Here is a 25130-nt window from a genome sequence, read left to right as displayed (position 1 = left end):
TTGACTTTTGCAACAGTCTCTTATTACTACAACAAGGTGTTTTTATCAAAATCGGCCGCATACCGATGAGGGGTTACCTATCGGGCTACGGCCGGTTTATGCTATAAAACAGGATATTAAAAACAGATGATTGATTCTGAAAATAGTGTAACTACCAGAAATCACCTATTAGAGATTTCTACTTAGAAAAGTTCATCTCGTCAATCAAACGTTCACACCCTCCCATTTCTTGTATCACCATCAACACATATCTTATGTCAACGATGATGCTTCTTTGATAGTCCGGAAGATATTGTATGTCTCCACCTACACCTTCCCAGTTGCGGTCGAAATTGAGACCGATAAGATTTCCTCGGGCATCAAGGACAGGACTTCCTGAGTTTCCTCCGGTAGTATGTGTGGTAGCACAGAAATCTACAGGCATCTTGACTTTACCGTCAGGAGCGATGACTCCCCAACGTCCTTTCTTGCCATACTTACCTCCATAGTATCCATAGTGCTTTTGGTTGTAAATATCCTTGAGTTTTTTGTCTACTACAAATTCCCAATTGTTGGGATCCTCTTTTTCCATTACACCTTTGAGATAAGTTTGATGACCATAATCAATGGCATCTGAAGGGGAATACCCCTTAACCTCTCCATAAGTAAAGCGTAGTGTAAAGTTGGCATCGGGCCATAGGTTGGGTTGACCTTTGAGATCCATCAAACCTCCAACATATACTTTACGTGATTGGTTGATAGGATCGTCATACTTTGCTACCTCTTTTTTCAATGTAAAATATTCTCTCATCACTGATTCAGCGAAACGAGACATAGGATCAGCCTTGATAGTCTCTTCAAATTTGGATTTATCGCTTACAAACTTTTTGTATTTATCTGCAGAAGCGAAGACTGAATTATCAAAAATATAATCGACATAAGCATCAACACTCTCCTTCTCAGTTATTCCCTCACGCAAAGCAACAGGCCAGTATTGCTTATCAATCTGCTTGGTGTATTCCAACAGCATAGCCTTGGCTATCTTGCGATCTACCTCAGGACTATAGTCCTTGTTATAGAATTTATGATATTGGCTATCGATCATTTTGATCACTTCGTCAGGCTTAGATGAGAAGTCAGCTGACAATTCCTTTGGAAAAAATGGAGCCTCTGCAAACTCTATACCTCTGAGAATACCTTCCTCAAGATACCAAAGACGAGTGCGTAGGTCCTTGCGCTTGTCTACCGTAGCAGAGATATTATCGACTGCCTTCTTGTAGCTATCTCTGCCATTCTTCTTTCCCCATGCCAATAGGTCCTGTTCTTGCTTGAGTTTAGCGGCTCTCAAGTCACGCTTCTCTATTGCCCAATTGGCTCCAATAGCACGCTTGTAAGCATTTTGCGATGATGCATATTTTGCAGAGTACATGATCTTGATCTTCGGGTCAGCGAGCATCTCTCTGAGCATAACCTCTTGACGTATCGACCTCATGCGTATGCGTATATCATTGTCAATACTCTTCCACTCATCCACTTCACGAGGTGTATAAAAACGGTGGGTTGTACCGGGAAATCCCATAATCATGGCGAAATCACCCTTCTGCACACCTCCTGTAGAAATATTAAACCACTTCTTTGGTTTGAGTGGGACATTACGCTCAGAATAAGGGGCCGGATTGCCGTCTTTATCAGCATAGATACGGAAAACAGAGAAATCCCCTGCATGTCTTGGCCACATCCAATTATCTGTATCGGCACCAAACTTCCCTATAGAACTGGGAGGAGCTCCTACAAATCTGATGTCAGAGTAAATCTTCTTGGTAAACATGAGATACATATTGCCATCATAAAAGGCTTTTATCTCCACCTCAATACCGGGATGTGACTTGAGGTATTGCTCGCCTACCTTTTTCAGAGCCAACCCATCAAGATATTTAGGAGACAGATAAGCCATACTGTTTGGGTCAGTAATGTTTTTGAGCTCCTCTTTTACATAAGACGTCACATCTTCTATCTTATCAATAAATGTTACGGTGACCCCTTGGGCAGGGAGTTCATGCTTAAAATCCATAGCCCAATAACCATCATCCAGATAGTTATGCTCTACAGAACTAAGCTGTTGTATGGCATCATAGCCACAATGATGATTGGTCAAGACCAACCCTTGTGAGGAAACAATCTCGCCGGTACAACCCCTGTCGAATATCACTACAGCGTCTTTGAGGCTGGATCCGTTGGGGTTGTACAAGTCATACTCTTTGAGTTTAAGCCCTCGGGCTTTCATTTCGGCATATTTGCGCCCAAGCTGCTGCATGAGCCACATCCCTTCATCAGCATAACTATACGTCACACAAACAAAGAGTAGCATAAAAAAAGAAAGAGTTTTTTTCATCATAGATATTATTAATAAGTGTTGTTGTGTATTTTATTTATCCAAAGCCATACGAGCATTGTAATATTGCTTCTGCCCCGTGACTTCTGCCCCTATCCATGAGGGCAAATCAAATGTTTCGGATTCCGTCTCAACTTCCAACTCGGCTAATATAAGCCCGGCATGACGCCCTTCGAACACATCTACTTCCCATACCTTTTCTCTATAAGGCACAAGGTAACGCTTCTTGCTCACAACATGTCCATCACAAAGTGAAATCATGTCACGAGCATCTGAGAGAGGCACCGGATATTCCCATTCATCACGGGACAGCCCATTTTCCGATGATTTTCCTTTCACTGTAATAAAAGCTTCATCGTCACGGATTCGGATCCTTACGGTACATCCTTCACGAGCAACCAAATAACCTTGTATAATATGAGATACAGACACTGACTGATTTACAAAGCCCATATCGTGCACTAGATATTTATGTTCGATTTCCATGTCTATAGCTAGCGCGGATCAGTGTATAGTTACCATAGTAGCACCATAGCCATATTCTCTGAAAGACGCATCCTGAAAAGTACATTTTCGGTACTTGTGCTTGAGCTCTTTTTCGAGAGCATTGCGCAGTACACCTTCACCCTTGCCGTGGATATAAACGATCTTCTGTCCGATCTTACCCTGATAGTCATCCATTACCTCACGAAACTTGCTCAACTGATACTCCAAGATATCAGCATTGCTCATACCTGACGTATCATCTAATAATTCATTGATGTGTAAGTCTATCTCTACTATCTTATTAGAATCCAAAGATGCACTTTTCTCCTTTCGGGCAGGAGCAGGAGCATGATGTTTCTTAGACAGCATAGCTTGTTCCAATTCATCAGGTTTGATACGGGTTTGCTCATTTCTGTGATCATTTTCGATAAGTGGATACACAATAGCATCTTCCTCAAAGAAATCATTTTCGTGAAAGCTATGTCGCTTGAAAAACTTTGTAATATCAGGTCGTATTTGTACAGCTTCAGGAGCCTTGAGATCAAAGGGCTTATCTTCGTTATAAGCAACAATCTGCACACAGACTCTATCAAGATCATTCAGATCTGAAGCTTGAAACTCCTCAATAAATAGCTTAATATTAGGTTCAATGAACCCTGATGCACGTAAAATCCACTTACCGTCACTCTGCTGATGGAGATAGGTATAAAACAGTGTAAAGTTACTATCGTTTACCAGATAAGCTTCATAAGGCTCTGTTCCTATCTTGTGGTGATCCAGGGGGAGGTAAGCTAAATAGACATTGAGTTTATTATGATTAGGAAGATAAGTATAGGGCAAGCGTTTTAGCTCCCGGGGGATAGATTTGCGCTCGGACGAGGGTGATGGCTGAACTTCCTCCTGAGGATGATGAGACTTCAATACCGGGGGGTTGTACGCCGGCATAAAAGTATCGTTATCTTGTACCACTACACACTCTCTTACAGGGGTAGGTATCTCAAACCCGTCTTCATCCTCTACCCAAACAACGGAACCTTCGACACGAGAGACCTTGCCTCCTCCGGTTGTATTAAGAAATCTTACTTTATCGCCTTTCTTGATGACACTATTCATAGAATTATTCTTTTATCAGTCTATTCCTCAAAGTTATGATTTTTTAGTCTGAAATAAATAGGATAGAAAAAGGAAGGCTTCCTTGATATCATATATTTTTTGTAATATCGTAGTTCGTTTGGCGTCAAGCCAACGGTAAAAAAACAAGAATTATAATGATAAAAAATATAGTTTTCGATCTCGGTGGGGTGCTTATACACCTCAACAGGGACGAGAGTGTACGTCGCTTTGAAGCTTTAGGTGTCAAGGATGCTGATGAAATGTTGGATCCATATTTACAAAGCGGGCTTTTTCTGAAGTTGGAGGAAGGCTCTCTCTCCGGTGAAGAGTTTAGAGAAGCACTCAAAGAGCATTCCAAACTGGAAAAGCTCACGCATGATGATATACTTTATGCCCTCAAGGGTTTTCTGGAGGAGGTATGCATATATAAGTTTGATTTTATAGACAAACTGCGCAAGGATTATCGAATTTTTATCCTCTCCAACACTAACCCATATATCATGGAATATGCTGAAGGTGATGACTTCCTGCCGGGCGGACGCAAGCTCAGCAGTTTCGCAGAAAAAGTATATGCCTCATATCAAATGAAGATGGTGAAGCCTGACAAGAAAATATTCGAATACATGATAAAAGATGGTCAGATAAGACCAGAGGAAACTCTGTTTCTTGACGACAGTCCGGCCAATGTGAAAATAGCTGATGAGATGGGTTTCATCACTTATTGCCCCAAAAACTATGAAGACTGGCGAGAGCCTTTGAAAGAAATACTCAGGCAACATGCAAAATAATACAAAGAAATTGCATGCAGATGTCACATAACAACACCTTCATGGGGTGCGACAAATATAACGAGGTATGAATTCATAAACGTTTTGAAGATTATATATGTGTCTGACGGAATTATTTTGTATATTTTTGCATAAAGCATCTTTTCATGAAGGATGGATCCATTAGAAATTATTAAGAAATACTACAACCCGGAATCCAAAGCCTATAATATACTGGTACGCCACAGCATGGATGTTACCAGCATGGCTCTGAGGATAGCCAGACAACACCCGGAATTGCATGCAGATTCACAATTTATTGCTGAAGCTGCCATGCTTCATGACATAGGAATGTTTCTTACCGATGCCCCGGGCATAGATTGTCACGGAACCGAACCTTATATACGTCATGGATATCTGGGAGCAGAGCTCTTACGACATGAAGGTATGGCACAGCACGCAAAGGTTTGCGAACGCCATACAGGCAGTGGACTGACAAAGAAAATGATCAAGGATAGGAAAATAGATCTTCCCGAAGGAATATATACGCCTCAAAGCATTGAAGAGAAAATAATTTGCTATGCGGATAAGTTCTATTCTAAAAGTAATCTCGAAAAAGTCAAAACAGCCGATAAAATACGAATCAGCATGAAAAAATACGGTGATGAGGCTGTAAGGCGATTCGAAGAGCTTGATAAGATGTTTGGAGGTTAATTAAAATCTTATCAGATAGCAGGATTTCACTATCTTTGCTTTCTGAAAAATATAGCGAAAGTTACATACGAATGCATCTAAAACGGAGTTTTATCCGCAATCTGCTTCCTGTAATCATTATTACGGGAATGATATTTTCAGCTTGTAGTACAGCAAAGTCAGGCGTAGGGAATAGTCCTACGTCAGCATCGCCCATGGATAAGAATCTCAAAGCAATTGCCGATAATGTAAAGAACGCTCGCAATCAAGCAAAGGATACTTCGGTAGATCAGCAGAAAGCTGAAATAGATAGCGTACAAGGTAAGATTGACTCAATAGCCAATCGTTTCAACAAAATCTCTGCGGATAGCATTCAAGGGAAAAAAGATTCATTAGCTACCGATAAAAAAGACAGTGCATCCATAAATAAAGAGCCGAAGAAAAAGCAGTTTGAGCTATCCGATGTGGTGAATTATTCAGCCAAGGACTCCATGGTAATGATCAACACAAATATGGCATACCTATTCGGCGAGAGTAAAATTCAATACGAAACCAAGAATATAGAATCGCGCTACATGCGTATCAATATGGATAGTAGTCAGGTTTATACCCAATATGTCCTGGACAGCGTGGGTAAACCCAACTATTTCCCTAAATATACCGATGGTGATGAGTCCTACGAAGCTAAGTCTATGAACTATAACTTCAAAACTAGTAAAGGATATATCACAGGGGTAGTAACTCAGCAAGGTGAGGGTTATCTCAATGCAGAGCGAACCAAGAAGATGGCAGACAACACCATGTTTTTGGAAGGCGGTAAGTACACGACTTGTGACAGACATGACCATCCTCACTTCTATCTACAGCTGACCAAGGGAAAGGTAAAACCCAAAAAGCAGGTAATCTTCGGGCCGGCTTATCTGGTACTCGCGGATGTACCTCTTCCCATAGGACTGCCATTCGGAATGTTTCCTTTCACAAGCAAATATTCTTCGGGAATTATCATGCCCAAATATGGAGACGAACTGCAGAGAGGTTTTTATCTCCAAGACGGAGGGTATTATTTTGCCTTCAATGACTATGTTGATCTAGCTGTGACGGGAAGCATTTATACCAGAGGCTCATGGGGTGTGCAGGCACGTTCACAATACCGCAAAAGATATAAATTCAACGGAGCCTTTGACGCCAGCTATATCCAGACGGTAATAGGAGACAAAGATGTACCCAAGGAATACTCCAAGAGCAAAGACTTCCGTATCGGATGGACGCACTCACAAGACCCGAAAGCCGACCCCTTGCGCACCTTCTCAGCAAGTGTAAACTACTCAACCAGTAGCTATAACCACAACTCGCTCGACAGACGCTACGACCCTCAAAAATTGGGAGAGAATACCAAAACATCTTCCGTAAGTTACTCTCGTGTATTTCCCGGGACTCCATGGCGACTAACAGCCTCATTCGATATCGCCCAACGATCCATTGATAGCACTATCAGCCTTACTCTACCCAACCTCTCAGTAAACATGTCACGTGTGTTTCCATTCAAACGCAAAGTGAGAGTAGGTAGTGAGAAGTGGTACGAAAAGATTAGTATGAGCTATAACGGGGAAATGCGTAATCATATTCTTACAAAAGAAAATAAGCTACTTAAATCCAACCTACTCAAGGATTGGGAAAACGGAATCAGGCACAATATACCTCTATCCGCTTCTTATAAGCTTTTTGATTACGTGGATATCAGCCTTAATGCCAACTATACCGAGCGCTGGTACACCAAAAAGTATAATAAGGTTTACAATCCTACAACGGATAGATTAGAAAATACTGATACCATTAATGGTTTCAATCGTGTATTTGATTTCAACGGAGGAGTATCTGCCAGTACGGTTATGTATGGCTTTTATGAGCCGTTATTCTTCCGAAATAAGATCAAAATGATCCGCCATAGATTCACTCCAAGTATTTCTTACAGCTTTACACCTGACTTCGGACAGCGACACTGGGGATACTGGAAAGATATTACCTATTACGGTAAAGATGGTATTGAACGTACAATGAAATATTCTCCATACGAAGGACAACTTTTCGGTGTACCGTCTATGGGTCGCTCATCGATGATTTCGTTCAGTGCGGACAATAATATCGAAGCTAAAATAGCGCAAAAAGATACGGTAGACAAAAAGATCAGCCTTATCGATAACTTCCGATGGGGTGTCGGTTATAACATAGCAGCAGACTCTTTCAAATGGACCAATATCAACACGTCGCTTACACTGCGCTTTTCACAAGACTTTGTATTGAATCTCAGTGGAGACTTCGACCCTTATATGTACGACTATGTTCGCGACGAACGTGGTGAGGTGCATGCATTCAGAGTGGACAGACTGAAAATATTGAATGGAAAAGGCATAGGGAGTTTGGTTTCTACGGGGACAAGTTTCAACTACACACTCAATAATAATAATGTCAAGAAATTACTGGGCTTACTCGGGATAGGGCCTGGCGGAGATAAAGAGGATAAAACTAAAGACGGAAAAGATAAACCTGACACCGGAAAGCCGGATGAGAAACAAGATGAAACAAAGAAAAAAAATACATCCTTGTTGCACTCTCATGACGACGATGATGAGGGGCAGTACGACGAATACGGCTATCTTAAAACGGAATTTCCTTGGAGCCTTGGCATCAACTACAGTGTGAATGTAATGCGTGACAGGTATATTCCGGAAAAAGAAAGATTCAAGTATCGATACACGCACAACCTCTCCTTCAACGGTAATTTACAACCGACCAAAAACTGGTCATTCAACTTCAATATGAACTATGATGTTGAGCGTAAAAAAATTACAAACTTGATGATCAATCTCACACGAGATATGCACTGCTGGTCTCTCACGGGTAGCGTTATTCCCATAGGATTTTATAAGTCCTATAATATTACCATCGGTGTCAAGAGCTCTCTGTTGCATGACCTCAAATGGAATAAACGACGCTCCGACAACAATAACGCACGTTGGTATTGATACAAAAACTCATACTCCGGTGCTGCTTCAGGCTTAAGTGAATCCGGATAATTAATTAGATAACAACCAGTCAGAGCATTTTACTATTGAAATGCTACTGTAATTATATACTTGCAAATTGATTATGAACAATAATAGCAGCAAATTTAATCTGGGAGGTATTTTCCCTCCTGTTACAAGAAATCTTATAATCATCAACTTTTTGATCTGGTTTGCAGAGATGGTATTACCTCGCTACGGTATTGACTTGATTTCCATGTTCGGGCTACATTACTTTCAGGCATCAGAGTTCAATCCATTCCAGCTAGTATCTTACATGTTTTTACATAGCAATGCAGGCATTGATCACGTATTTTTCAATATGTTTTCACTTTGGATGTTTGGAGGTATTGTAGAGCAGGCCTGGGGACAATGGCGGTATCTATTCTTTTACCTCACCTGCGGAGTATCTGCAGCACTTGTGCAGGAAGCCATTTGGGCGATAGATCTGAGCAGCGTAGCTGCTTTGGGCAATGAGATGGTCAATGTAGGCAATGGAATGAACATGCCGGCATCACAACTTCTCAACATGGCAGTGACTGTAGGGGCTTCAGGATCTATCTTTGGTTTACTACTAGCTTTCGGAATGCTGTTTCCCAACAATCTTATTTTCTTTCTTTTTATCCCCGTCCCCATCAAAGCGAAATACTTTGTGATTATCTATGGTCTTGCCGAGCTTTTCCTAGGAGTGCGTTCTATGGGAGGAGGAGCCGACAGTGTAGCACACTTTGCGCATTTGGGAGGTATGCTGGGTGGTCTTATCCTCATTTTATTGTGGAGAAAAAAAGGACATATACATGGCCCATACAATTAATAAGTCATATATTCAGAATTGGTGGCATAGAGCAGATATTACTCGTCGTGTCATAGTTATCAACTGCGTCGTATACGCCGTATTGTTGGTGGCACAATTCTTTTATACACGTTTTGCCTTTACCGGATGGGACATCTGGGATGAGTTTGCACTCTTTCCTGATATGTATCTATTCAGCAGGAGACCATGGGGTATACTCACCTACATGTGGGTCCACAAGAGTATTTTCCATCTTTTATTCAACATGCTGTTCCTTTATTGGTTCGGTACTCTTTTCCTCCGCTACTTCTCTCCGCGCTCATTCCTTGCACTGTATCTCATGTGTGGCATTACAGGGGGAGCTATCTACTTCGGTACATATCATGCTCTCACATGGGCGGGAGCTCACACGGCCGGTATTAATCTATTGGGATCATCAGCAGCAGTCATGGGGATTATCTTTGGTGTTGCTTTTTATGCAAAATGGGAGAGAGTCGAATTGCTTTTTTTCGGTCCCGTAAAGATACATTACTTAGCCATAGCGCTTTTTATCTTGGATATAATACTCCTAGGCGGCAATAATTTCGGGGGTCACATCGCACACTTGGGCGGAGCAGCATTAGGCTTGATTTTTGCTCTCAAGATGAGCAAAGAGCGCGAGGATATCACCGTCTGGCTACAACGATTGATTGACAGACTTGTAAATTGGAGGAACAAGATCAATAAGACTACTAATGTAAGCAAGGGAGGAGGAGAAAATCTCTACTCCATGCACATTGATCCCAACAAAGATAAATCATCCAAACCCTCCCCTTCACAAAAAAATCAAGACAGAATCAATAAACTGCTTGATAAAATAAAGGAGTCAGGCTATGGCAGCCTCACTGATGATGAAAAGAGAGATTTATTCGACCAAAGTAACAAACTAAAATAATAAGAAGAACATCATGGAGCCTGTTATCCCAAACAACAATCCCGGTGTGACAAAAAAGAAAAACAAAGCAAATGTGAGCATTGTTACGTCCCGGGTCTTCAATGCAATAGCATCTATAGCATCAGGCGTCATCATTATACTCTTTCTTCTCAGCGTAGGGAGTATGTGGATATCTCCCGTAAGACTTGTCACCCCAGCTTTTCTAGGCTTAGTATTTCCTATTCTTCTTTTCTTTCAGGCACTGGTGACCATTTATTGGTTGCTTGCAGGCAAGTGGCGATGGATCGTTGCATGTCTCGTTGTACTGCTTCTATCCTTTTCTGCTATCAAGGTCTATACCCCTTTGCACCGTTTTTCCGCAGATAAGCTTCCTCAAGATCATATCAAAGTGCTTTCCTATAATGTCATGGCTTTTGGATTTCTCGAGCACAATGCCATGTCGCCAAATCCTATCCTACAATACCTCAAGAATAGTGATGCAGACATCATTTGTCTTCAAGAGGCCAAGCTCTATAGCGAAGATACTCCTTATGTATCGCTTGAGGATATCAAAGAATATCTAATTGATTATAAATACATAGATTTCAATTATGCCCAACCCGATGGAGGTACAGGTATGATGATCTTATCCAAATTTCCTATTCTCAAAGCCGAACGAATCCGTCTTGAATCCACATTCAACGGTGCTATGAAATATATACTCAACGTCAAAGGCAAGGATATGATGGTGATCAACTGTCATTTGGAATCATTTAAGCTTACCATGCAAGATGGCTACAGCTACTTGCGTATGGCCAAAGCCGGTGATGCCAAGGGACTGCGTGAAAGTATGGGAGGCAAGTTTGCTCCGGCATACAGGCGTAGGGCTATCCAAGCCAATCATATTCATGAGGCTGTCCTGAGATCTCCCGTCAAAAATGTTTTGGTCTGTGGTGATTTCAATGACACACCGATTTCTTATGCGCGTCACAAAATTGCAGAAGGCATGAGAGATGCCTATATGGATACAGGCTATGGCCCAGGGTACTCATTCAACAAAGGCATGTATATTGTACGCATTGATCATATAATGTGTAGTCCGGGCATGAGGCCTTACGGCTGCCGAGTGGATCAGTCCATCAAGATTTCAGACCATCAGCCCATCATGAGTTACTTTACTTTCGAGCCATAGACTGCTATTTTTTGACTGCAAAGAAAGAGCTATCGAGAATGGGTAGTGCCAAATTCATCAGAACTATCTTTAGATTATTGAGTACTATTTCTATCCCATAAATCATTTTAGGAGTATATGACGTAAAGAACGAGAGGGCTGATTTCCAGAACTGGAAATCAGCCTTCCCGTTTTTATCTTACAAATAGTAAATCCCCAAATTGAGACCGTTGCATAGCAGGCAAATTGCTTCGTTGCTTGCGAGATTCGCGCTAGGTCATTTACCTGAAGTAAACTCCCTGTGCACTCACTCTTAGCGCCTTGCACTTTACCCTCTCTGCCCGGTCAAAGTGTCTTTTGTCGGCTTTGCCTCCAAAATCCACAAGATTGTTGACTTTTGCAACAGTCTCAGTTTGAGAGATGAAGGGGAAATGTGTTTTACCGAATCCCCCCCAACAGTACAGACGATCTACGATCATTGGACGTAAAAAGAATAAGGCGACTGCTTTGCAGTCGCCTTATTCATAACTATTCCCTCAAAAATGTTTTTATAAACCTAATTGTGCATATACACAAAAGCGGGGGAATATATACCTGCACTTTTCAATTATATCACATCACACAGCAGGTACCATGAAGTAAACCATCAGACCGGCTATCACAACATAGAACAGGGCATAGGGAATAGATGAGCGTAATATGGCTCCTTCCTGTCCTTGTTGATTACATGATGCCGTGGCAATGGCGATACTTTGAGGAGAAATAATCTTACCACCCGTAGCTCCCGCTGTATTAGCAGCTGCAAGCCAGTTGGTATTAACTCCAATCTGGTTAGCCACACCTGCCTGTAGTTTACCAAACAAGATATTGGACGAAGTATCACTACCGGTAACAAATGTTCCGATGGCTCCGATAAGCGGAGCTACAAGCGGGTAGAATTGTCCGGTGGCTTCTGCCAAAGCTGTTGCGATAACGAGAATCATACCACTATAAGTCATAATCGAACTCATAGCCACAAGGCTAATGATAGTAATGCCACTCTTCTTGAGGTTGATAAACGTTTTACCAAGGATAGCTAATAACTTACTTACACTCAAACCTTGAATAAGACCTCCGATAAATGCACCGAGGAAGAGCATCAGGCCTGCATTGCTGAGCCATCCGAAATTGAAGGTTTTCCCCGCATGATAAATAGGAAGAGCAACTTTACTTACAAGGTGAGTTTTGAGGAATTGGCTGATAGGACCCGATAACGGACTTGCCAATACGATAAACACGAGTATAAACAAATACACGCTCCATGCTTCGAAAAGCTGTTTGCCCGTAAAATGAACTTTGGGTTTTGCCTCTGAACCTTTCTTGGCTGTGATCTTAGCAAAAAGGATAATCACCAGAATAGAAGCCAAGCTACCGAAGATAGCAGGAGTCTCTGCACCCAAATAACGAGCGGCTGCATATTGCACACCTAATGAAACACCACCTACCAGCAATGCCAATACAATGTTTTTAGGTTGGCTTTTGGCACTCTTGTCTGTAAGGAATAAGATGATGTAAGGAATGATAAACATCAGCAACGAAAGCTGTAATACCACATTGGCACTGATTTGCTGCACTTCTGCCGTGGTAGCAGTTCCACTTTGAGCTACTTCATTGGCCAAAGTCATCACAGGCACACCCACAGCACCGAAGCCGGTAGCCACACTATTCGCAATCAAGCTTACCAATGCCGAGAAGCCCGGTTTGAAGCCCAAACTTATCAGGATGGCAGCGGGGATAGCCACTGCAGTACCGAAGCCTGCCATACCTTCCAGCAAACCTCCGAAGCCCCATACTAATAAAAGAACTTGAATACTCTTGTCTTCGCTGATGCTTACAAACTGCTGCTTGATTACTTCGATCTTTTTAGATTCCAGCAATACATTGTAGCTGTAAATAGCCATCAATATGATGATCAAGATTGGGAAGATAGCTTTGAGCGCTCCTTCAATAAAAGCCCAAAAAACTCCTCCATGGTAAAAATCACTCGGCGCGAAGCCTAATGCCGGTGCTGCAAAAAGAGCAATCACTGCTGCTGTTAACAAGGCGATTACGGCACTTTTGTCTCCGGCCATTTTAAAGCCAACCATCAATACTATAAGTAATAATATTGGCAATAGAGATAGGATAACTGACATAATTTCTCAATATAGATTGGTTAAACATTTATAAACAAGTGTACCAAAGTAATTAAATTATTAACATCTACCAACATTTTGGTAGTATTTATGCAATTTTTCAATCCTTTTCCTATCAATATGATGAAAAAATAATCACATTTAGTTATCCTTTATAAGACTCCGTTATAGCCCGGTGAGGCTTCTGTAATGTTTTATTATTCTGCCATTTAAAAGGCTCATTATTTTCCTTAACAAAAAGAATGGATTGCAATATAATCAACCTTGTTTTGCCTAAGTAAAAAAATTTTTTACTACGTGCATTTATATGCCATTATCGAAAAAAAAGAATCTAAAATGATAGGACTATGACGAAATGGTATAAACAAAACAGGACCAAGTACCCGCTCAAAGTCTTCATGTATATATGAAATAGCTGTTGAAAGACGAGTACTATCATGAGACTGTTGCAAAAGTCAACAGTCTCATGGGTTTTGGAGGCAAAGCCGACAAAAGCCACTTTGACCGGGCAGAGAAGGTAAAGTGCAAGGCGCTAAGAGTGAGTGCACAGGGAGTTTACTTCCCGTAAATGACCAAGCGCGAATCTCGCAAGCAACGAAGCAATTGGCCTGCTATGCAACGGTCTCTAATAGTCTTTTACGCTCTATACAAGAGCTTTAGTTGATCAAACAGAGAGCTTTCTCCTCTTAAGCAAGCGTGTAGCGGCATCAGATGCGGCAATGAGACCTCCTGCGCACATGATGATATCCTTGATCACAAGTCGCCCAGCTCCGGAAAGGTATGGAAATCCGTAATTAGGTGTAGGCATATCACCTCCCAGATTAGGCACCCACACTTCAGGAGTAGTTACCAAGAAAGACAGAGTAACCAAAGACATCAGAAAGGTAAGCACACCTCCTATAACTCCAATCTTAGGACTCCAGATTCCCAATAAAGTAAGTGTACCTATGATCACAATAAACAAGCCTAAACCATAGGAGAAAAGATAAGTACCATTGGATTGGTGCCACTCTATATTCTTGGCCAATACTTTACCCTCAGGGTTTTTATGGAGAGTATATTCTTTCACAACTTCACCCTTTTCATTTATTGCTGTTTTGTGAGAGTTATGATAGAGAAAATTCATAAAAGGGCTGTTAGATACGAATGGGACTATACCGTCTGCTTCATATTGAAAGGCCTTGAGCCCACCAATCCACACCATGACTACAAAAATAGCAACACGGATAAAGTTGATAAAGTACTTTTGGCTATGAGAGAGAAAGAGAAGAGCATCGTTGATGAAGTGATTGATTTTTTCCATTGATAGAGTATGTTTAGTCATTTAAAATCTTTGATATTGCAAAGTTATGACACAGAGGCTCTGCTGAAAATGGACAAAAAAGGATATCACATAGACTATTTTGCCACAATAGAAACTCCCACCTGATCTCGATAGTGTGCGGGAGACAACCCTACAGCCTTTTTGAAATAGCGGCTAAAGTAAAACTCGTCATCAAAGTGAAGTTTGGCAGCGATCTCCTTGACGGAACTATAAGAGAGATGCAACATCTTCTTGGCTTCGAGTATTACACGATCCTGTATAAGACGTGTTGGAGTTTTTCCGAAGTACTGTTTTGTTCTCTTGGTAAATGCATTGGGAGAAAGCCCCAACATAGAGGCATAGAAAGCAACATCTCTACGGGTGATGAAATGCTGATCTATGATATCCTGCACTTCTGCAATACTCCTATTATATACTATCTCCGCATCAGAGCGTTGCAGTTGCAGTGTCTTCTCACGACTACAAAGAGCCAACACCAATTGTAGATAAGCCTTCACTACGGCATCAGAGAATTGTGCAGTCTGCTCCATCTCCTTTTTTATTTTGCCGAGAAGCCATTGCAGTTCATCATAGTCTTTATTGGATATCGTGATATGGGGATAAAGGTAGATATTATTGAAGAGAAGCCCGTTACAAGCAACCTCCTTCTTGTGCTGTTCTATGCAATAGAAATCACCGTGAAAAGTGAACACATTAATCTCTGTACCTTCATCACCCAGCCAGTGAAACGTCTGATAAGGAGTAAAGAACAATACCGTATCCCCCGAAAAATCATAAGACGTGAAATCAAGCATGAAAGAGCCCTTACCCCTAAACAGCAACACATGATATTGAGGGGATGTGTAAGGTACCACGAAATCCTTACCGAACTTCCTATCCAAAGCAACTAAATTGATATCCATGCCTGCAGTTTGCTCGCTTTTACGGTTGTATATTGAGACCGTTGCATAGCAGGCAAATTGCTTCGTTGCTTGCGAGATTCGCGCTTGGTCATTTACCGGAAGTAAACTCCCTGTGCACTCACTCTTAGCGCCTTGCACTTTACCTTCTCTGCCCGATCAAAGGGTCTTTTGTCGGCTTTGCCTCCAAAATCCATGAGACTGTTGACTTTTGCAACAGTCTCATATTGTGAAGGTACAAACTTTAAGCCAAACACTCAAATCCCTCTTGGGGGTTATCCGTCGTGTAACACCAGGAATAGAACCTGTGTCAAGGACGGATTCTACGTTTCCTCTGATGTCAGGAAAGGAAGTGGAGAAAATATCAGGGTATTATCTTAACAGCCTCAGGAGGGGATAAGGTAACTTTGAGATCATTTGGCTTTTGCCAAGCATGGAAGAATGCATTGTCTTTGATCACAACGCATTTTACCTTCTCGAAATTGAAGAGATAGGTATTATGATGAAAAGGCTCAAACTCCTTATTGTATCGGATCACATTACCTGTGAAGCGAAGTCCATTGACAGATTTGGCATAAAGCAAAGGACGGTCAAAGGTATCGAACTCATTATCCTCAATACGTATATTGCTATGAAAATAGAGTGTTTGGGATTTGAGGTCGGGAATCTCAGGGGAGATAGAGATCACAGCATTGGTAAACTGGTAATTGGCTGTAAGGGCATTGACAAATTTATTGTTACGGATGAGTACGTCACGGCATGCTCCAGTTTCGTACCAGCCGTTACAATCACCACACAACAGGATGGCTGTGCCGTGAGTATGGTCGAAAGTATTACGCTCACAAACAACACTGCGAGGTGTGCTGAAGAGAGCTCCACGTGCTCTATTATTACGAATAAGATTGTTACTAAATATGACTTCGGGGGTATAACTGAGGTTTTCTGCTCCGTAGCCGTTGTGGGATGAGATTTCCTGAGGCAGATCCCTGTCGAATATGACACAGAATTCTTTTGCACCCTGCACACTGTCAGTATCCGCGGGGCTGATGCGGCTTATTTTATAAGTATCACTCCCCACTCTTTGCATCAGATCGGATCTTACAAATTGCACTCGATCACCGGCATATCCCCATGCAAAGCCCCACGTCTGTGGGTGCAAATAACGTAAGATCAGGGTGCGGTTATCAACACGCCTTATCACTTTGAGGTAGGTGCCATGTACATTGATGGCATCATCTGCCATGCCCTCATAAAGTCCCTGACGAGAAGTAATGAGTCCTTTACATCCGGAGAAATGAGTGGCATCAGCTTGTGTAGTGAAGTAGCGGGGATCACTCTTACCCCGGAGAGATACCGAAAAACCATCCAACATGATATTCTCCGTCATCTGTGCTACCAAACCCATACCCTCAGCATAGTGCACTTGCACATGGTTGAGGGTGATATCACTGCAATGGTCAATAAAAATACCCGGAGCAGGGCGGTCATAATTACGTAGCACCAAGCGTTCGCCTTTACTACACAGTGCTATCTCCTTCCATCCTTCGATCTTGAGCTTGCTATTCCCCAAATCTTTCACTTTACGGGGATTGAACACCATATCTGCCCGCCGGTAAGTAAGGCGCTTGTCGGCACGAAATCCCATACATACCTCAGGGCGATACTCGTAGTCCGATCCTATGGCAATGAACCTATTATCCTCAACCTTGTATTTACCGGACAATTCTACCTCTACAAGCATACTACTTTTGTCAGGCGACACTTCTATAACCTTGAGTTGTCGTAAAACGGGATCAGCATTGTCAATGGAGAAATTGCGCAAGGTAACATTGGTGCAATTTACCAACGCCAGTGGTATCATACGTCCGTGGCAAACCAATTCTGCTCCATGACCGTCTATAATCACGTTGTGCAGATCCTCCAATACCAAACCGATTTTACGGGGATTGACCTGATCATGATTGGAGATATAATATTCCCGCGAAGAAGCCAATGAATCAGGAAAATGAATATAACCCTGAGGTAGATCGATCACTACAGGAGACTGATGAAGTTTACCTGTCAGAGCACTGAGCCTATGCTGTAAGCTCTGTATGGTGTGGAGAGGATTGTCACGGAGCGATTGCGCTCGCAAAGTCATACCGCTACCCCAAAGGCATGCGATGCAAAAGATATAAAACCAACGTTTCATGTAATGGTTGTGTTTATTGCCAATAGCCCAACAGATCGTCCATACAACGATCCAAAGAGATCGGCAACAAAGATACCCCTTAAAATCATTTTATCCATAAACCGCACCTTGTAAAAGGACGCTTTGTAAATACAGTCATACTCCATGCGTATGATAGCTATTACCCTTACAGCAGGTATAATATAATGCATGTGAGAGAAAAAATATTCACATGCAAAATAACCGAAAAGAATACCTGCAAGATAAAGAGACCGTTGCATAGCAGGCAAATTGCTTCGTTGCTTGCGAGATTCGTGCTTGGTCATTTACCGGAAGTAAACTCCCTGTGCACTCACTCTTAGCGCCTTGCAATTTACCTTCTCTGCCCGATCAAAGTGTCTTTTGTCGGCTTTGCCTCCAAAATCCATGAGACTGTTGACTTTTGCAACAGTCTCATAAAACACATTACACCTCAAAAAGAAATTGCTACGGACACTGAAAATGTGGAAACAGATACTGTTCTATTCTTGCTCTGGATGCTGAAGCCTTTCCTATTTATATATCAAAAGTGATAAGTAATCTGAATATAACACCATCCAGCCCTCATTTATTCGCATTAAATCATACATTCTACTGATTTCATTAAAAAAATTGAATATCAAAAAGAAAGGGTATTAACATATATTCACCAAATATTAGAATTAATAGAAGAGGAATATTTCTTCAGAGCAACCACGAACTATCATTATAATAGTAATTTTTTTCATTATAGACCTTGATCCTGAAACTATAAGTTATTTACAACTCTCTATTACAATATATAAGATACACCAAAATATACAATAATAAGTTTAATATTTATAAATTGTTTTAAAATTAAAAGTGTAAGGATATTTAACTTTGAACGTAAATATTCTTACAGCCTCTTTAGTTATATTAGCAATAAGAAAAGTTATAATAGAAACACAATCGACACCGGGAGGAATCTGAAAAAACTGATCGCGAGGCAAAATATGCGATCAGGAGATCGTAAATACAAGGAAAGAAAAGTAAGCTGAAAAATAAAAAATGAAGAGTAAACATGAAATTGAAAAATACCTGTAAGATAATCTCCATCTTACTCATATTTTTGATTGGACATAATATAAGTGCCCCTAATCATGACATTGACAAAACGAAGTACATCAATATAGATACTATATATGTGTATTGTGATCTGCGCCCGTTATTGGATCGTTTTGAATGGAAAGAAAGTGAACTGTGGTATTATATCAAACGATCGGGGGTGAACAACTTTAATCTCAATAAATACTCCGAAAAAAGAATCTCCCCGGATACTCTCAAAACCCTCAATGCCCTATCACCCCAAGAGGCTGAAGAAAAAGCAATCAAATACTACCAATCGCATCAGAATGAAGATGACCATTTCAGGTACAAGATTTTGCTTAGATATGACGAAGGCATGCTTTGCTCATACGATGCCGCATATGCGCCTGATACTTTCCGGATCAATGTTCTTCTCAATAGAAAATACATTAAATACCAAGAATTTGAGCAGATCAATGAGCCTTACAAAAAAATCAATAATATTGACGTTCGTGTACGGAATGCCGAACTAATCGATTGTGGCGGACTATTAAATACGCCTCATGAATACCTGTTTGACAAAGAAATAGCAAATTTCAGAATTGGCAACCGATACTATAAGTCTAAACAGAAACTACCCTATCACCCGGCTTATGGAGAAGGGAAAAGGGTAAAAGAATTACTTCAAAGAGCTAAAAAGCCCGAAGAATCGTCCCATATAGACAAGACTAAAGAATTGTTTCTTGTATTCAGGGTACATAGCAATTTCTATTACTTATATCCTGTAGAGGAAATACCCCAAAGCAAATACCAATCTGCACAATTTATGCCCATACGCTATTTACTCTCCTATTGGGTATTCGCCCCTGCCTCTTAAATAATGGAAGGCACCATCCTTCTTTCTGTAATAGTAATATAACGTGAGTTCGGTCTAAGCGTGGTGTACTAAGTGGGTTGATGGATTGTGTATGATTTCTAGGTTTAATTCCGGCTTTTTGGGTAGCAGATTGTAGGCAATTATGCCGGCAATCAAATTAATGGCGAAATTATTGACGCTTCTGTGTCGTGTATGCTCTATTTGACAAACGTTTTTGAGTAGGTCATTAACGGTTTCCACAAGGGCTCTTTTCCTGAGTAATATCCTATCATAAAGGCTCATCAGAGTGTTTTTCATGTTTTTCTTTATCTTCGTAATCATGTGTAGGTCGTCAATGAAGAGCTTATCGAAAAGACTTTGTGAGATGTATCCTCTGTCGGCAACAAGTTTGCCGAATAGTTTCTTCGTGAAGGTTCCGCCTTTAAGTGGAGCACGGTCATCCGTATTCCCCGGTGTGATTTGATATTGAATGATTTCACCCCGGTCGTTAATCACAATATGTAGTTTGAAACCATAGAACCATCCCATACTGCATTTGCCCTTTTGGGCCCATCCTTTCATGGTCTTATGCCCGTGTGCCCGCTTGATATGGCAGGTGCGTAAAGGTGTGGAATCAATGAATGAGATACCGGTGCATTCGCCCAAACAACACATATTGAGAAATGAAATTAGTTTGAATGCCACCTTGCTTTGTAATTCCACAAAACGATTGTAAGAGACCAACGAAGGAAAATCCGAATGACATTGTTGCGTAATATATTGAAGATAAAAGGACTTAAAATCGCGATACCTCGAATGATGGAAAAGAATCAGAATAGTCATGATTTCAGCATCGGACATCCTAAACTTGCGATTTCTTCGCTTTTTGTTTCCTTCGCAAAGGGTTCTTTGCTGAATCAAGGTATCGAAAAGTTTGGAAAAATCATCGGTAAGACAGAAAATTTCAACTATATTTGTTTTCATAAAGTGGTGTTTTGTTTGTTTATATCTTATTGATTATCAACTAATAAGATACAAATAATTCACCACTTTTGCAATGAAATACATAAGAAATTACACTGATTTACAACACTTTCTAAACTCTATTATTCCTATTATCCCTTATATCGAACTCACGTTAATATATTTAGATTATAAGAAACTGTTTGATTATTATTATTTGATTCTATTTGCATTATTTGTACCATGTTCAGATATATCATATTTTGTGATGCCTCCGTATCAATCCCGTAATCTTTACTCAATCTCCTGTAGATTTCGAATCATGAAAAAGATCTTTCCATAATCCACCTTTGACGCAGGAGAACAAACTTCCAAGTTTGTTCAGGTCGAAGTACTACCTCTTGTATCGATATATTTGTTCCGGCAGTTCACGCATCCTCTCCATCTGCTATAATTTTGGATAACAATGAGAATATTCCTTTCAGACTTTTAATTACACCAAAAGTCGATTTATGTATATTAGCCGCATGGATGACTACCGTTAATACTACCCCCTCATTGTGTCGGTTATAATGTGTTGTTTACGTCCTTTGATTCTCTTTCATACCACGCTCTAAAGCTCCATTACGGGAGATTTTAATATTACGGTTGTCTATCAAACCCAAACTTGGATTCACTTGACGACCTGCACTCAAGTGGGCAAGTCACGCAACATTTCATGCATTTCCCCTATTAATCCATTATGTTTCCATTTACGGTAGTAATAATAAACTGTATTGGACGGTGCAAAATTTGAAGTCAACATCCGCCATTGGCAACCAGTCTTAACTATATAGAAGATCTCATCTAATATTGATTGAAGCGAATATTTAGGCTTACGGGCTTTGCCATCTACTAATTTTTCTCTAACTTCCCTCTGTTTATCAGTCAGGTCAGTTGAGTAAATCTTTTTATCGATCTTAGTAAGTAATGTGATTGTTACACCTAAGATAAAAAACGGCCTACTGATAAAGGCTTTGTGTAATTCAAAACAGTTTCTAAACACATAATTATCACATCCATGAAAAAAGTAAAAGAAGCATCATTGATCATCTTATTGCTTTCGTCTATATTCTGGGGCTGTAAGAAAGAAATAGCTCTCGAAAATGAAATCAGAGGCGAAGGCATATAACAATAGATAGTAAAACTCCCACAATCAAATCAGCCAAAGACTGGTACAAAAAAGCACAAAGTTTGTCATTGAGGAGCTCAGCAAATTCTTCTTTATTCTTTGAAGAACAGACATGGCTATTTACTGCAGTAACAGGAAAGGATGGCTATAAAGTGGTAGAGACCGACCTCACCGATGTGATCAAGGTAGATTTTCTTACGAAAGAAAGCGCGCAACACGACGAAGCAGACCCTGATGAATGGAAATATTATCACTCCGTGAGTCGTTTGGTTATAATCACCTCTCCCGATACAGGAAAGAAGACAGGATTTATCATGACTCTGATACCATCGAAAGAGTATATCGATAAGCACAAGGAAAGACTTGGATACAACACTTACCTATATCGTGAACTCGACTATGACGGTACTATTATATTTCATCATATTGACGGCACGCTTTGCAATGGCTGGATCTATAAAGATGGTAAGATAACAGGAGAAATATCACCTAAAAAGAAAAGTAATGAAAACCAATTTATATCTAATTTTAAATTGAGTATTATTTATTCGAAGTATGAAATCTTAGAAAAGAATAAAAGTCAATTCAAATCTTACGATCATGACAATAATGATGGGACAAAGAGATTCTTCTTAATGAAATAGTTTGTGAAGCTAAAAAGAATAAATAAACGGCAGTCGATCAACCTAAGCTTTTCTTTGTCGGATGGCGGTAGTAGCAGTGGTGGATTTGGTATTTTCATGCCCCCAAGTCCTAATTTCCATGAAACCTTAATAGCTCGTATCAGCGGTGGTGGTGGATGTAAGCCTAAGAAAGAAAATTCTCCAGAACCCAAGATAATTGATACGGCATTCTTAAAAGAGCCAAACGTAAAATGCGTATTTGATAAATTAAGAAGCATTAGCCCATCACAAACTCATGCTTGAAAATAAAATTCATGAGATGGCTAAAGTTCTAAGTATTTGGGACGGATTTGCTGAAACCGCTACCCCTGAACTATATCACTATGGCTATGCCATTCATGGTCTAGTTCGAGACTGTTGCAAAAGTCAACAGTCTTGTGGATTTTGGAGGCAAAGCCGACAAAAGACACTTTGACCGGGCAGAGAGGGTAAAGTGCAAGGCGCTAAGAGTGAGTGCACAGGGAGTTTACTTCAGGTAAATGACCAAGCGCGAATCTCGCAAGCAACGAAGCAATTGGCCTGCTATGCAACGATCTCAGTTCATGAACATTCAACTGATAATCAATCAGTTACTATTAATGGAGTAAATCATCCATCTACTGAATTATTAAAAATTGCGAAAGAACAAGATAATAAGGATAAAAACAATGAATGTAAATAAACTAATGCGATATTGGGCTTTATCAAGCATAGCATTATTAATAGGTATATGTGGTGAAGTTAGCTCAAATGCACAAAAAAGCCCTGCTTATCAACAATGGATAAGTGCAGGCACTTCTAACCCAAAGATTGATAGCATTATTTATACAGACACACTATATGTCTATTTTGATTTTACTGAAGAGATGAAAAAGTTCGATTGGAGTCGTTATGAACTCTGGGAACCAACACACTATTCATCATTACCTTTTTATCCCGATAAATACTCGGAAAAGCGCTTGACAGAGGATGAGTTCCAACAGCTACATCTTGTAAACAAAGATGTAGCCAACGAAATAGCATACAAATACTATCTCAAAAATCTGAGAACTCACATCAAGTTCTATACCATAATCAAATACAACGAGCGATATGTATGCCGGTATGATGCGGACTTCGAGCCTTATTATGAGGATCCTTATGATCTTTTCTCAATAAAACTAAAGCGTAGATTTAACTATCCACAGGATCAGAATAATAACAACACCTTTTCAGCCCCTTATATTAGCATTAAAAACGTTAACCAATTACCCGAAAATCCGGTGTACATATACTGCGGAGAGCTGTTTACCCCGGGAAATTACTATTTGTTTGACAACAGAGTTCCAGTATTTAAGATCAACGAATATAAAAATTTTAAATCCAAGCAATCAGTGCCCTATAGGTTTGAAGATCGTGGTAAAGAATTGAAATCAAATATTGCAAAAGAGCTGCTATATAAAAGTTCCTTCGTGATTGACTTTACTGATGAAGAGCTTGAAGCTTTGAATGAAACCCAAAATATCGTATTAATATTCAGTGTAGGTGAGTACTTATACAATTTCTATCCTGTAGAATACTTGAAAAAAAACACATACTGCAAAGAGCGCTGGATGCCTATAGCATACCTTTTGTCAAAGTATAGGATTATAGTACGAATATAGCGTATGGAGCTATGTCTTAATAAATACTCCGATTTTTTCATTTTCTTCTTCCTTTTTCTTTCTCTTATATGGGGCTTATGGGGTTGGAAAAAATTTTGGAGTCGTTCAAAAAAAACTCCAAGTGACTTAAACTAATACTTGTAAGTACATCACAAAGACTTAAATACATTGAAATCCTGTATTCACAAGATGCGAAGCAATATACTCAAGTGGTATCTCAAAAAAACTGAGACTGTTGCAAAAGTCAACAGTCTCGTGGATTTTGGAGGCAAAGCCGATAAAAGACACTTTGACCGGGCAGAGAAGGTAAAGTGCAAGGCGCTAAGAGTGAGTGCACAGGGAGTTTACCTCAGGTAAATGACCAAGCGCGAATCTCGCAAGCAACGAAGCAATTGGCCTGCTATGCAACGGTCTCAAACTATCTATCCTCTTGACAAAGGGGGTGCTGATGTTGTATCTTTGCGATAAGATATTTTACTATTTTATTGGAATTTTACTCACATCTATAACTAATAACACGTCAGATGAGACTCACACCAACACTATACCCTACATACACATCGATAAACCCTGATTGCTTGGGAAAGAATTATACAAGAAATAACTTAGACACCGTTACAAATTGTCAGAATAGGAAGATCTGATAAAAATATCAAAATGTCAATCAAGAGCTGATCAACACAGGATATAGCTCAAAAGATCCGCAAATGGGGGCTTATGCATCCCATTTGCGGATTTTTTATTCCGTGTAGTGAGTCTGTAAAACCCTAACTACAACACAATTTTTTTCTAACTACGTTGTATTATTTTCGT

At 40.3% G+C, this 25130-nt stretch carries 20 protein-coding genes; 10 read left to right on the top strand and 10 right to left on the bottom strand.

Translation table 11 applies throughout. From position 1 onward, the window contains the following. Positions 1-178 precede the first annotated feature (178 nt). The 3 genes from VYJ22_RS03070 to VYJ22_RS03060 are packed head-to-tail and all read right to left on the bottom strand — an operon-like array spanning position 179 to position 3970. A complete protein-coding gene (locus tag VYJ22_RS03070) occupies positions 179-2371 on the bottom strand; it encodes a S46 family peptidase (RefSeq protein ID WP_329905560.1) in 2193 nt (730 codons plus the stop codon). Positions 2372-2404: 33 nt separating this feature from the next. After that, a complete protein-coding gene (locus tag VYJ22_RS03065) occupies positions 2405-2857 on the bottom strand; it encodes a CYTH domain-containing protein (protein WP_329904989.1) in 453 nt (150 codons plus the stop codon). 18 nt (positions 2858-2875) lie between these two features. After that, a complete protein-coding gene (locus VYJ22_RS03060) occupies positions 2876-3970 on the bottom strand; it encodes a DUF2027 domain-containing protein (RefSeq protein WP_329904988.1) in 1095 nt (364 codons plus the stop codon). A gap of 155 nt (positions 3971-4125) precedes the next feature. Between VYJ22_RS03060 and VYJ22_RS03055 the strand changes: the two genes are divergently transcribed. The 6 genes from VYJ22_RS03055 to VYJ22_RS03030 all read left to right on the top strand — a co-directional run bounded on the left by VYJ22_RS03055 (position 4126) and on the right by VYJ22_RS03030 (position 11390). Then, complete coding sequence (locus VYJ22_RS03055; protein WP_329904987.1) at positions 4126-4758, top strand: HAD family hydrolase; 633 nt, start codon at positions 4126-4128, stop codon at positions 4756-4758. 153 nt (positions 4759-4911) lie between these two features. Continuing rightward, a complete protein-coding gene (locus VYJ22_RS03050) occupies positions 4912-5451 on the top strand; it encodes an HD domain-containing protein (protein ID WP_329904986.1) in 540 nt (179 codons plus the stop codon). 71 nt (positions 5452-5522) lie between these two features. Beyond that, positions 5523-8453: a putative LPS assembly protein LptD gene (locus tag VYJ22_RS03045; RefSeq protein WP_329904985.1), complete on the top strand. Its 2931-nt coding sequence runs from the start codon at positions 5523-5525 to the stop codon at positions 8451-8453. A gap of 124 nt (positions 8454-8577) precedes the next feature. Next, the gene (locus VYJ22_RS03040) at positions 8578-9306 is read left to right on the top strand and encodes a rhomboid family intramembrane serine protease (RefSeq protein WP_329904984.1); all 729 of its coding nucleotides are present in this window, start codon (positions 8578-8580) and stop codon (positions 9304-9306) included. Further along, complete coding sequence (locus VYJ22_RS03035) at positions 9290-10219, top strand: rhomboid family intramembrane serine protease (protein ID WP_329904983.1); 930 nt, start codon at positions 9290-9292, stop codon at positions 10217-10219. The genes VYJ22_RS03040 and VYJ22_RS03035 overlap by 17 nt, the downstream gene beginning before the upstream one ends. A gap of 46 nt (positions 10220-10265) precedes the next feature. Beyond that, positions 10266-11390, top strand: a complete 1125-nt coding sequence (locus VYJ22_RS03030) for an endonuclease/exonuclease/phosphatase family protein (protein ID WP_329904982.1) — start codon at positions 10266-10268, stop codon at positions 11388-11390. A gap of 596 nt (positions 11391-11986) precedes the next feature. Here VYJ22_RS03030 and VYJ22_RS03025 read toward each other — a convergent pair. From VYJ22_RS03025 to VYJ22_RS03005, 5 genes are all read right to left on the bottom strand, one after another. Next, a complete protein-coding gene (locus VYJ22_RS03025; protein WP_329904981.1) occupies positions 11987-13543 on the bottom strand; it encodes an L-lactate permease in 1557 nt (518 codons plus the stop codon). 664 nt (positions 13544-14207) lie between these two features. Further along, the gene (locus VYJ22_RS03020) at positions 14208-14846 is read right to left on the bottom strand and encodes a DUF417 family protein (RefSeq protein ID WP_329904979.1); all 639 of its coding nucleotides are present in this window, start codon (positions 14844-14846) and stop codon (positions 14208-14210) included. Between the two features lie 95 nt (positions 14847-14941). Beyond that, complete coding sequence (locus VYJ22_RS03015) at positions 14942-15769, bottom strand: AraC family transcriptional regulator (RefSeq protein ID WP_329904978.1); 828 nt, start codon at positions 15767-15769, stop codon at positions 14942-14944. A 361-nt stretch (positions 15770-16130) separates the two neighbouring features. Beyond that, the gene (locus tag VYJ22_RS03010; RefSeq protein ID WP_329904977.1) at positions 16131-17957 is read right to left on the bottom strand and encodes a right-handed parallel beta-helix repeat-containing protein; all 1827 of its coding nucleotides are present in this window, start codon (positions 17955-17957) and stop codon (positions 16131-16133) included. Continuing rightward, entirely contained in the window at positions 17954-18262 is a 309-nt protein-coding gene (locus VYJ22_RS03005) for a hypothetical protein (protein WP_329904976.1), read from the bottom strand. Before VYJ22_RS03005 ends, VYJ22_RS03010 begins: the two co-directional genes overlap by 4 nt. A gap of 755 nt (positions 18263-19017) precedes the next feature. Here VYJ22_RS03005 and VYJ22_RS03000 point away from each other — a divergent pair. Continuing rightward, on the top strand, positions 19018-19899 hold the full coding sequence (locus tag VYJ22_RS03000; protein WP_329904975.1) for a hypothetical protein: 882 nt from the start codon (positions 19018-19020) through the stop codon (positions 19897-19899). 54 nt (positions 19900-19953) lie between these two features. On the opposite strand, the gene VYJ22_RS02995 is transcribed toward VYJ22_RS03000, so the two are convergent. Next, positions 19954-20862, bottom strand: a complete 909-nt coding sequence (locus VYJ22_RS02995; protein WP_329904972.1) for an IS982 family transposase — start codon at positions 20860-20862, stop codon at positions 19954-19956. Positions 20863-21532: 670 nt separating this feature from the next. Next, positions 21533-21886, bottom strand: a complete 354-nt coding sequence (locus tag VYJ22_RS11615; protein WP_407989255.1) for a transposase — start codon at positions 21884-21886, stop codon at positions 21533-21535. A gap of 194 nt (positions 21887-22080) precedes the next feature. Between VYJ22_RS11615 and VYJ22_RS02990 the strand changes: the two genes are divergently transcribed. From VYJ22_RS02990 to VYJ22_RS02980, 3 genes are all read left to right on the top strand, one after another. Then, entirely contained in the window at positions 22081-22656 is a 576-nt protein-coding gene (locus VYJ22_RS02990) for a hypothetical protein (protein ID WP_329904971.1), read from the top strand. Positions 22657-22659: 3 nt separating this feature from the next. After that, a complete protein-coding gene (locus tag VYJ22_RS02985) occupies positions 22660-22938 on the top strand; it encodes a hypothetical protein (RefSeq protein WP_329904970.1) in 279 nt (92 codons plus the stop codon). A 404-nt stretch (positions 22939-23342) separates the two neighbouring features. Then, positions 23343-24317 (top strand): hypothetical protein, encoded by a 975-nt coding sequence (locus VYJ22_RS02980; protein WP_329904969.1) that lies wholly within the window; start codon positions 23343-23345, stop codon positions 24315-24317. The last annotated feature ends 813 nt before the right edge of the window (positions 24318-25130 follow it).

Origin of the sequence: Porphyromonas pogonae, assembly GCF_036320655.1 — a bacterium.
GTDB classification, from domain to species: Bacteria; Bacteroidota; Bacteroidia; order Bacteroidales; family Porphyromonadaceae; genus Porphyromonas; species Porphyromonas pogonae.
Note: the sequence above shows the minus strand (reverse complement) of the source record. Positions and strands in the feature narration are given on the sequence as shown.

Bases quoted from the DNA above. Each gene is read 5' to 3' on its own strand.
- VYJ22_RS03060 (WP_329904988.1), bottom strand. From the start codon at position 3,970: ATGAATAGTGTCATCAAGAAAGGCGATAAAGTAAGATTTCTTAATACA.
- VYJ22_RS02995 (WP_329904972.1), bottom strand. From the start codon at position 20,862: ATGAAAACAAATATAGTTGAAATTTTCTGTCTTACCGATGATTTTTCC.
- VYJ22_RS03020 (WP_329904979.1), bottom strand. From the start codon at position 14,846: ATGGAAAAAATCAATCACTTCATCAACGATGCTCTTCTCTTTCTCTCT.
- VYJ22_RS03065 (WP_329904989.1), bottom strand. From the start codon at position 2,857: ATGGAAATCGAACATAAATATCTAGTGCACGATATGGGCTTTGTAAAT.
- VYJ22_RS03015 (WP_329904978.1), bottom strand. From the start codon at position 15,769: ATGGATATCAATTTAGTTGCTTTGGATAGGAAGTTCGGTAAGGATTTC.
- VYJ22_RS03070 (WP_329905560.1), bottom strand. From the start codon at position 2,371: ATGAAAAAAACTCTTTCTTTTTTTATGCTACTCTTTGTTTGTGTGACG.
- VYJ22_RS03055 (WP_329904987.1), top strand. From the start codon at position 4,126: ATGATAAAAAATATAGTTTTCGATCTCGGTGGGGTGCTTATACACCTC.
- VYJ22_RS03000 (WP_329904975.1), top strand. From the start codon at position 19,018: ATGAAATTGAAAAATACCTGTAAGATAATCTCCATCTTACTCATATTT.
- VYJ22_RS03035 (WP_329904983.1), top strand. From the start codon at position 9,290: ATGGCCCATACAATTAATAAGTCATATATTCAGAATTGGTGGCATAGA.
- VYJ22_RS03005 (WP_329904976.1), bottom strand. From the start codon at position 18,262: ATGACCAAGCACGAATCTCGCAAGCAACGAAGCAATTTGCCTGCTATG.
- VYJ22_RS03050 (WP_329904986.1), top strand. From the start codon at position 4,912: ATGGATCCATTAGAAATTATTAAGAAATACTACAACCCGGAATCCAAA.
- VYJ22_RS02980 (WP_329904969.1), top strand. From the start codon at position 23,343: ATGAATGTAAATAAACTAATGCGATATTGGGCTTTATCAAGCATAGCA.
- VYJ22_RS03010 (WP_329904977.1), bottom strand. From the start codon at position 17,957: ATGAAACGTTGGTTTTATATCTTTTGCATCGCATGCCTTTGGGGTAGC.
- VYJ22_RS03040 (WP_329904984.1), top strand. From the start codon at position 8,578: ATGAACAATAATAGCAGCAAATTTAATCTGGGAGGTATTTTCCCTCCT.
- VYJ22_RS03025 (WP_329904981.1), bottom strand. From the start codon at position 13,543: ATGTCAGTTATCCTATCTCTATTGCCAATATTATTACTTATAGTATTG.
- VYJ22_RS03045 (WP_329904985.1), top strand. From the start codon at position 5,523: ATGCATCTAAAACGGAGTTTTATCCGCAATCTGCTTCCTGTAATCATT.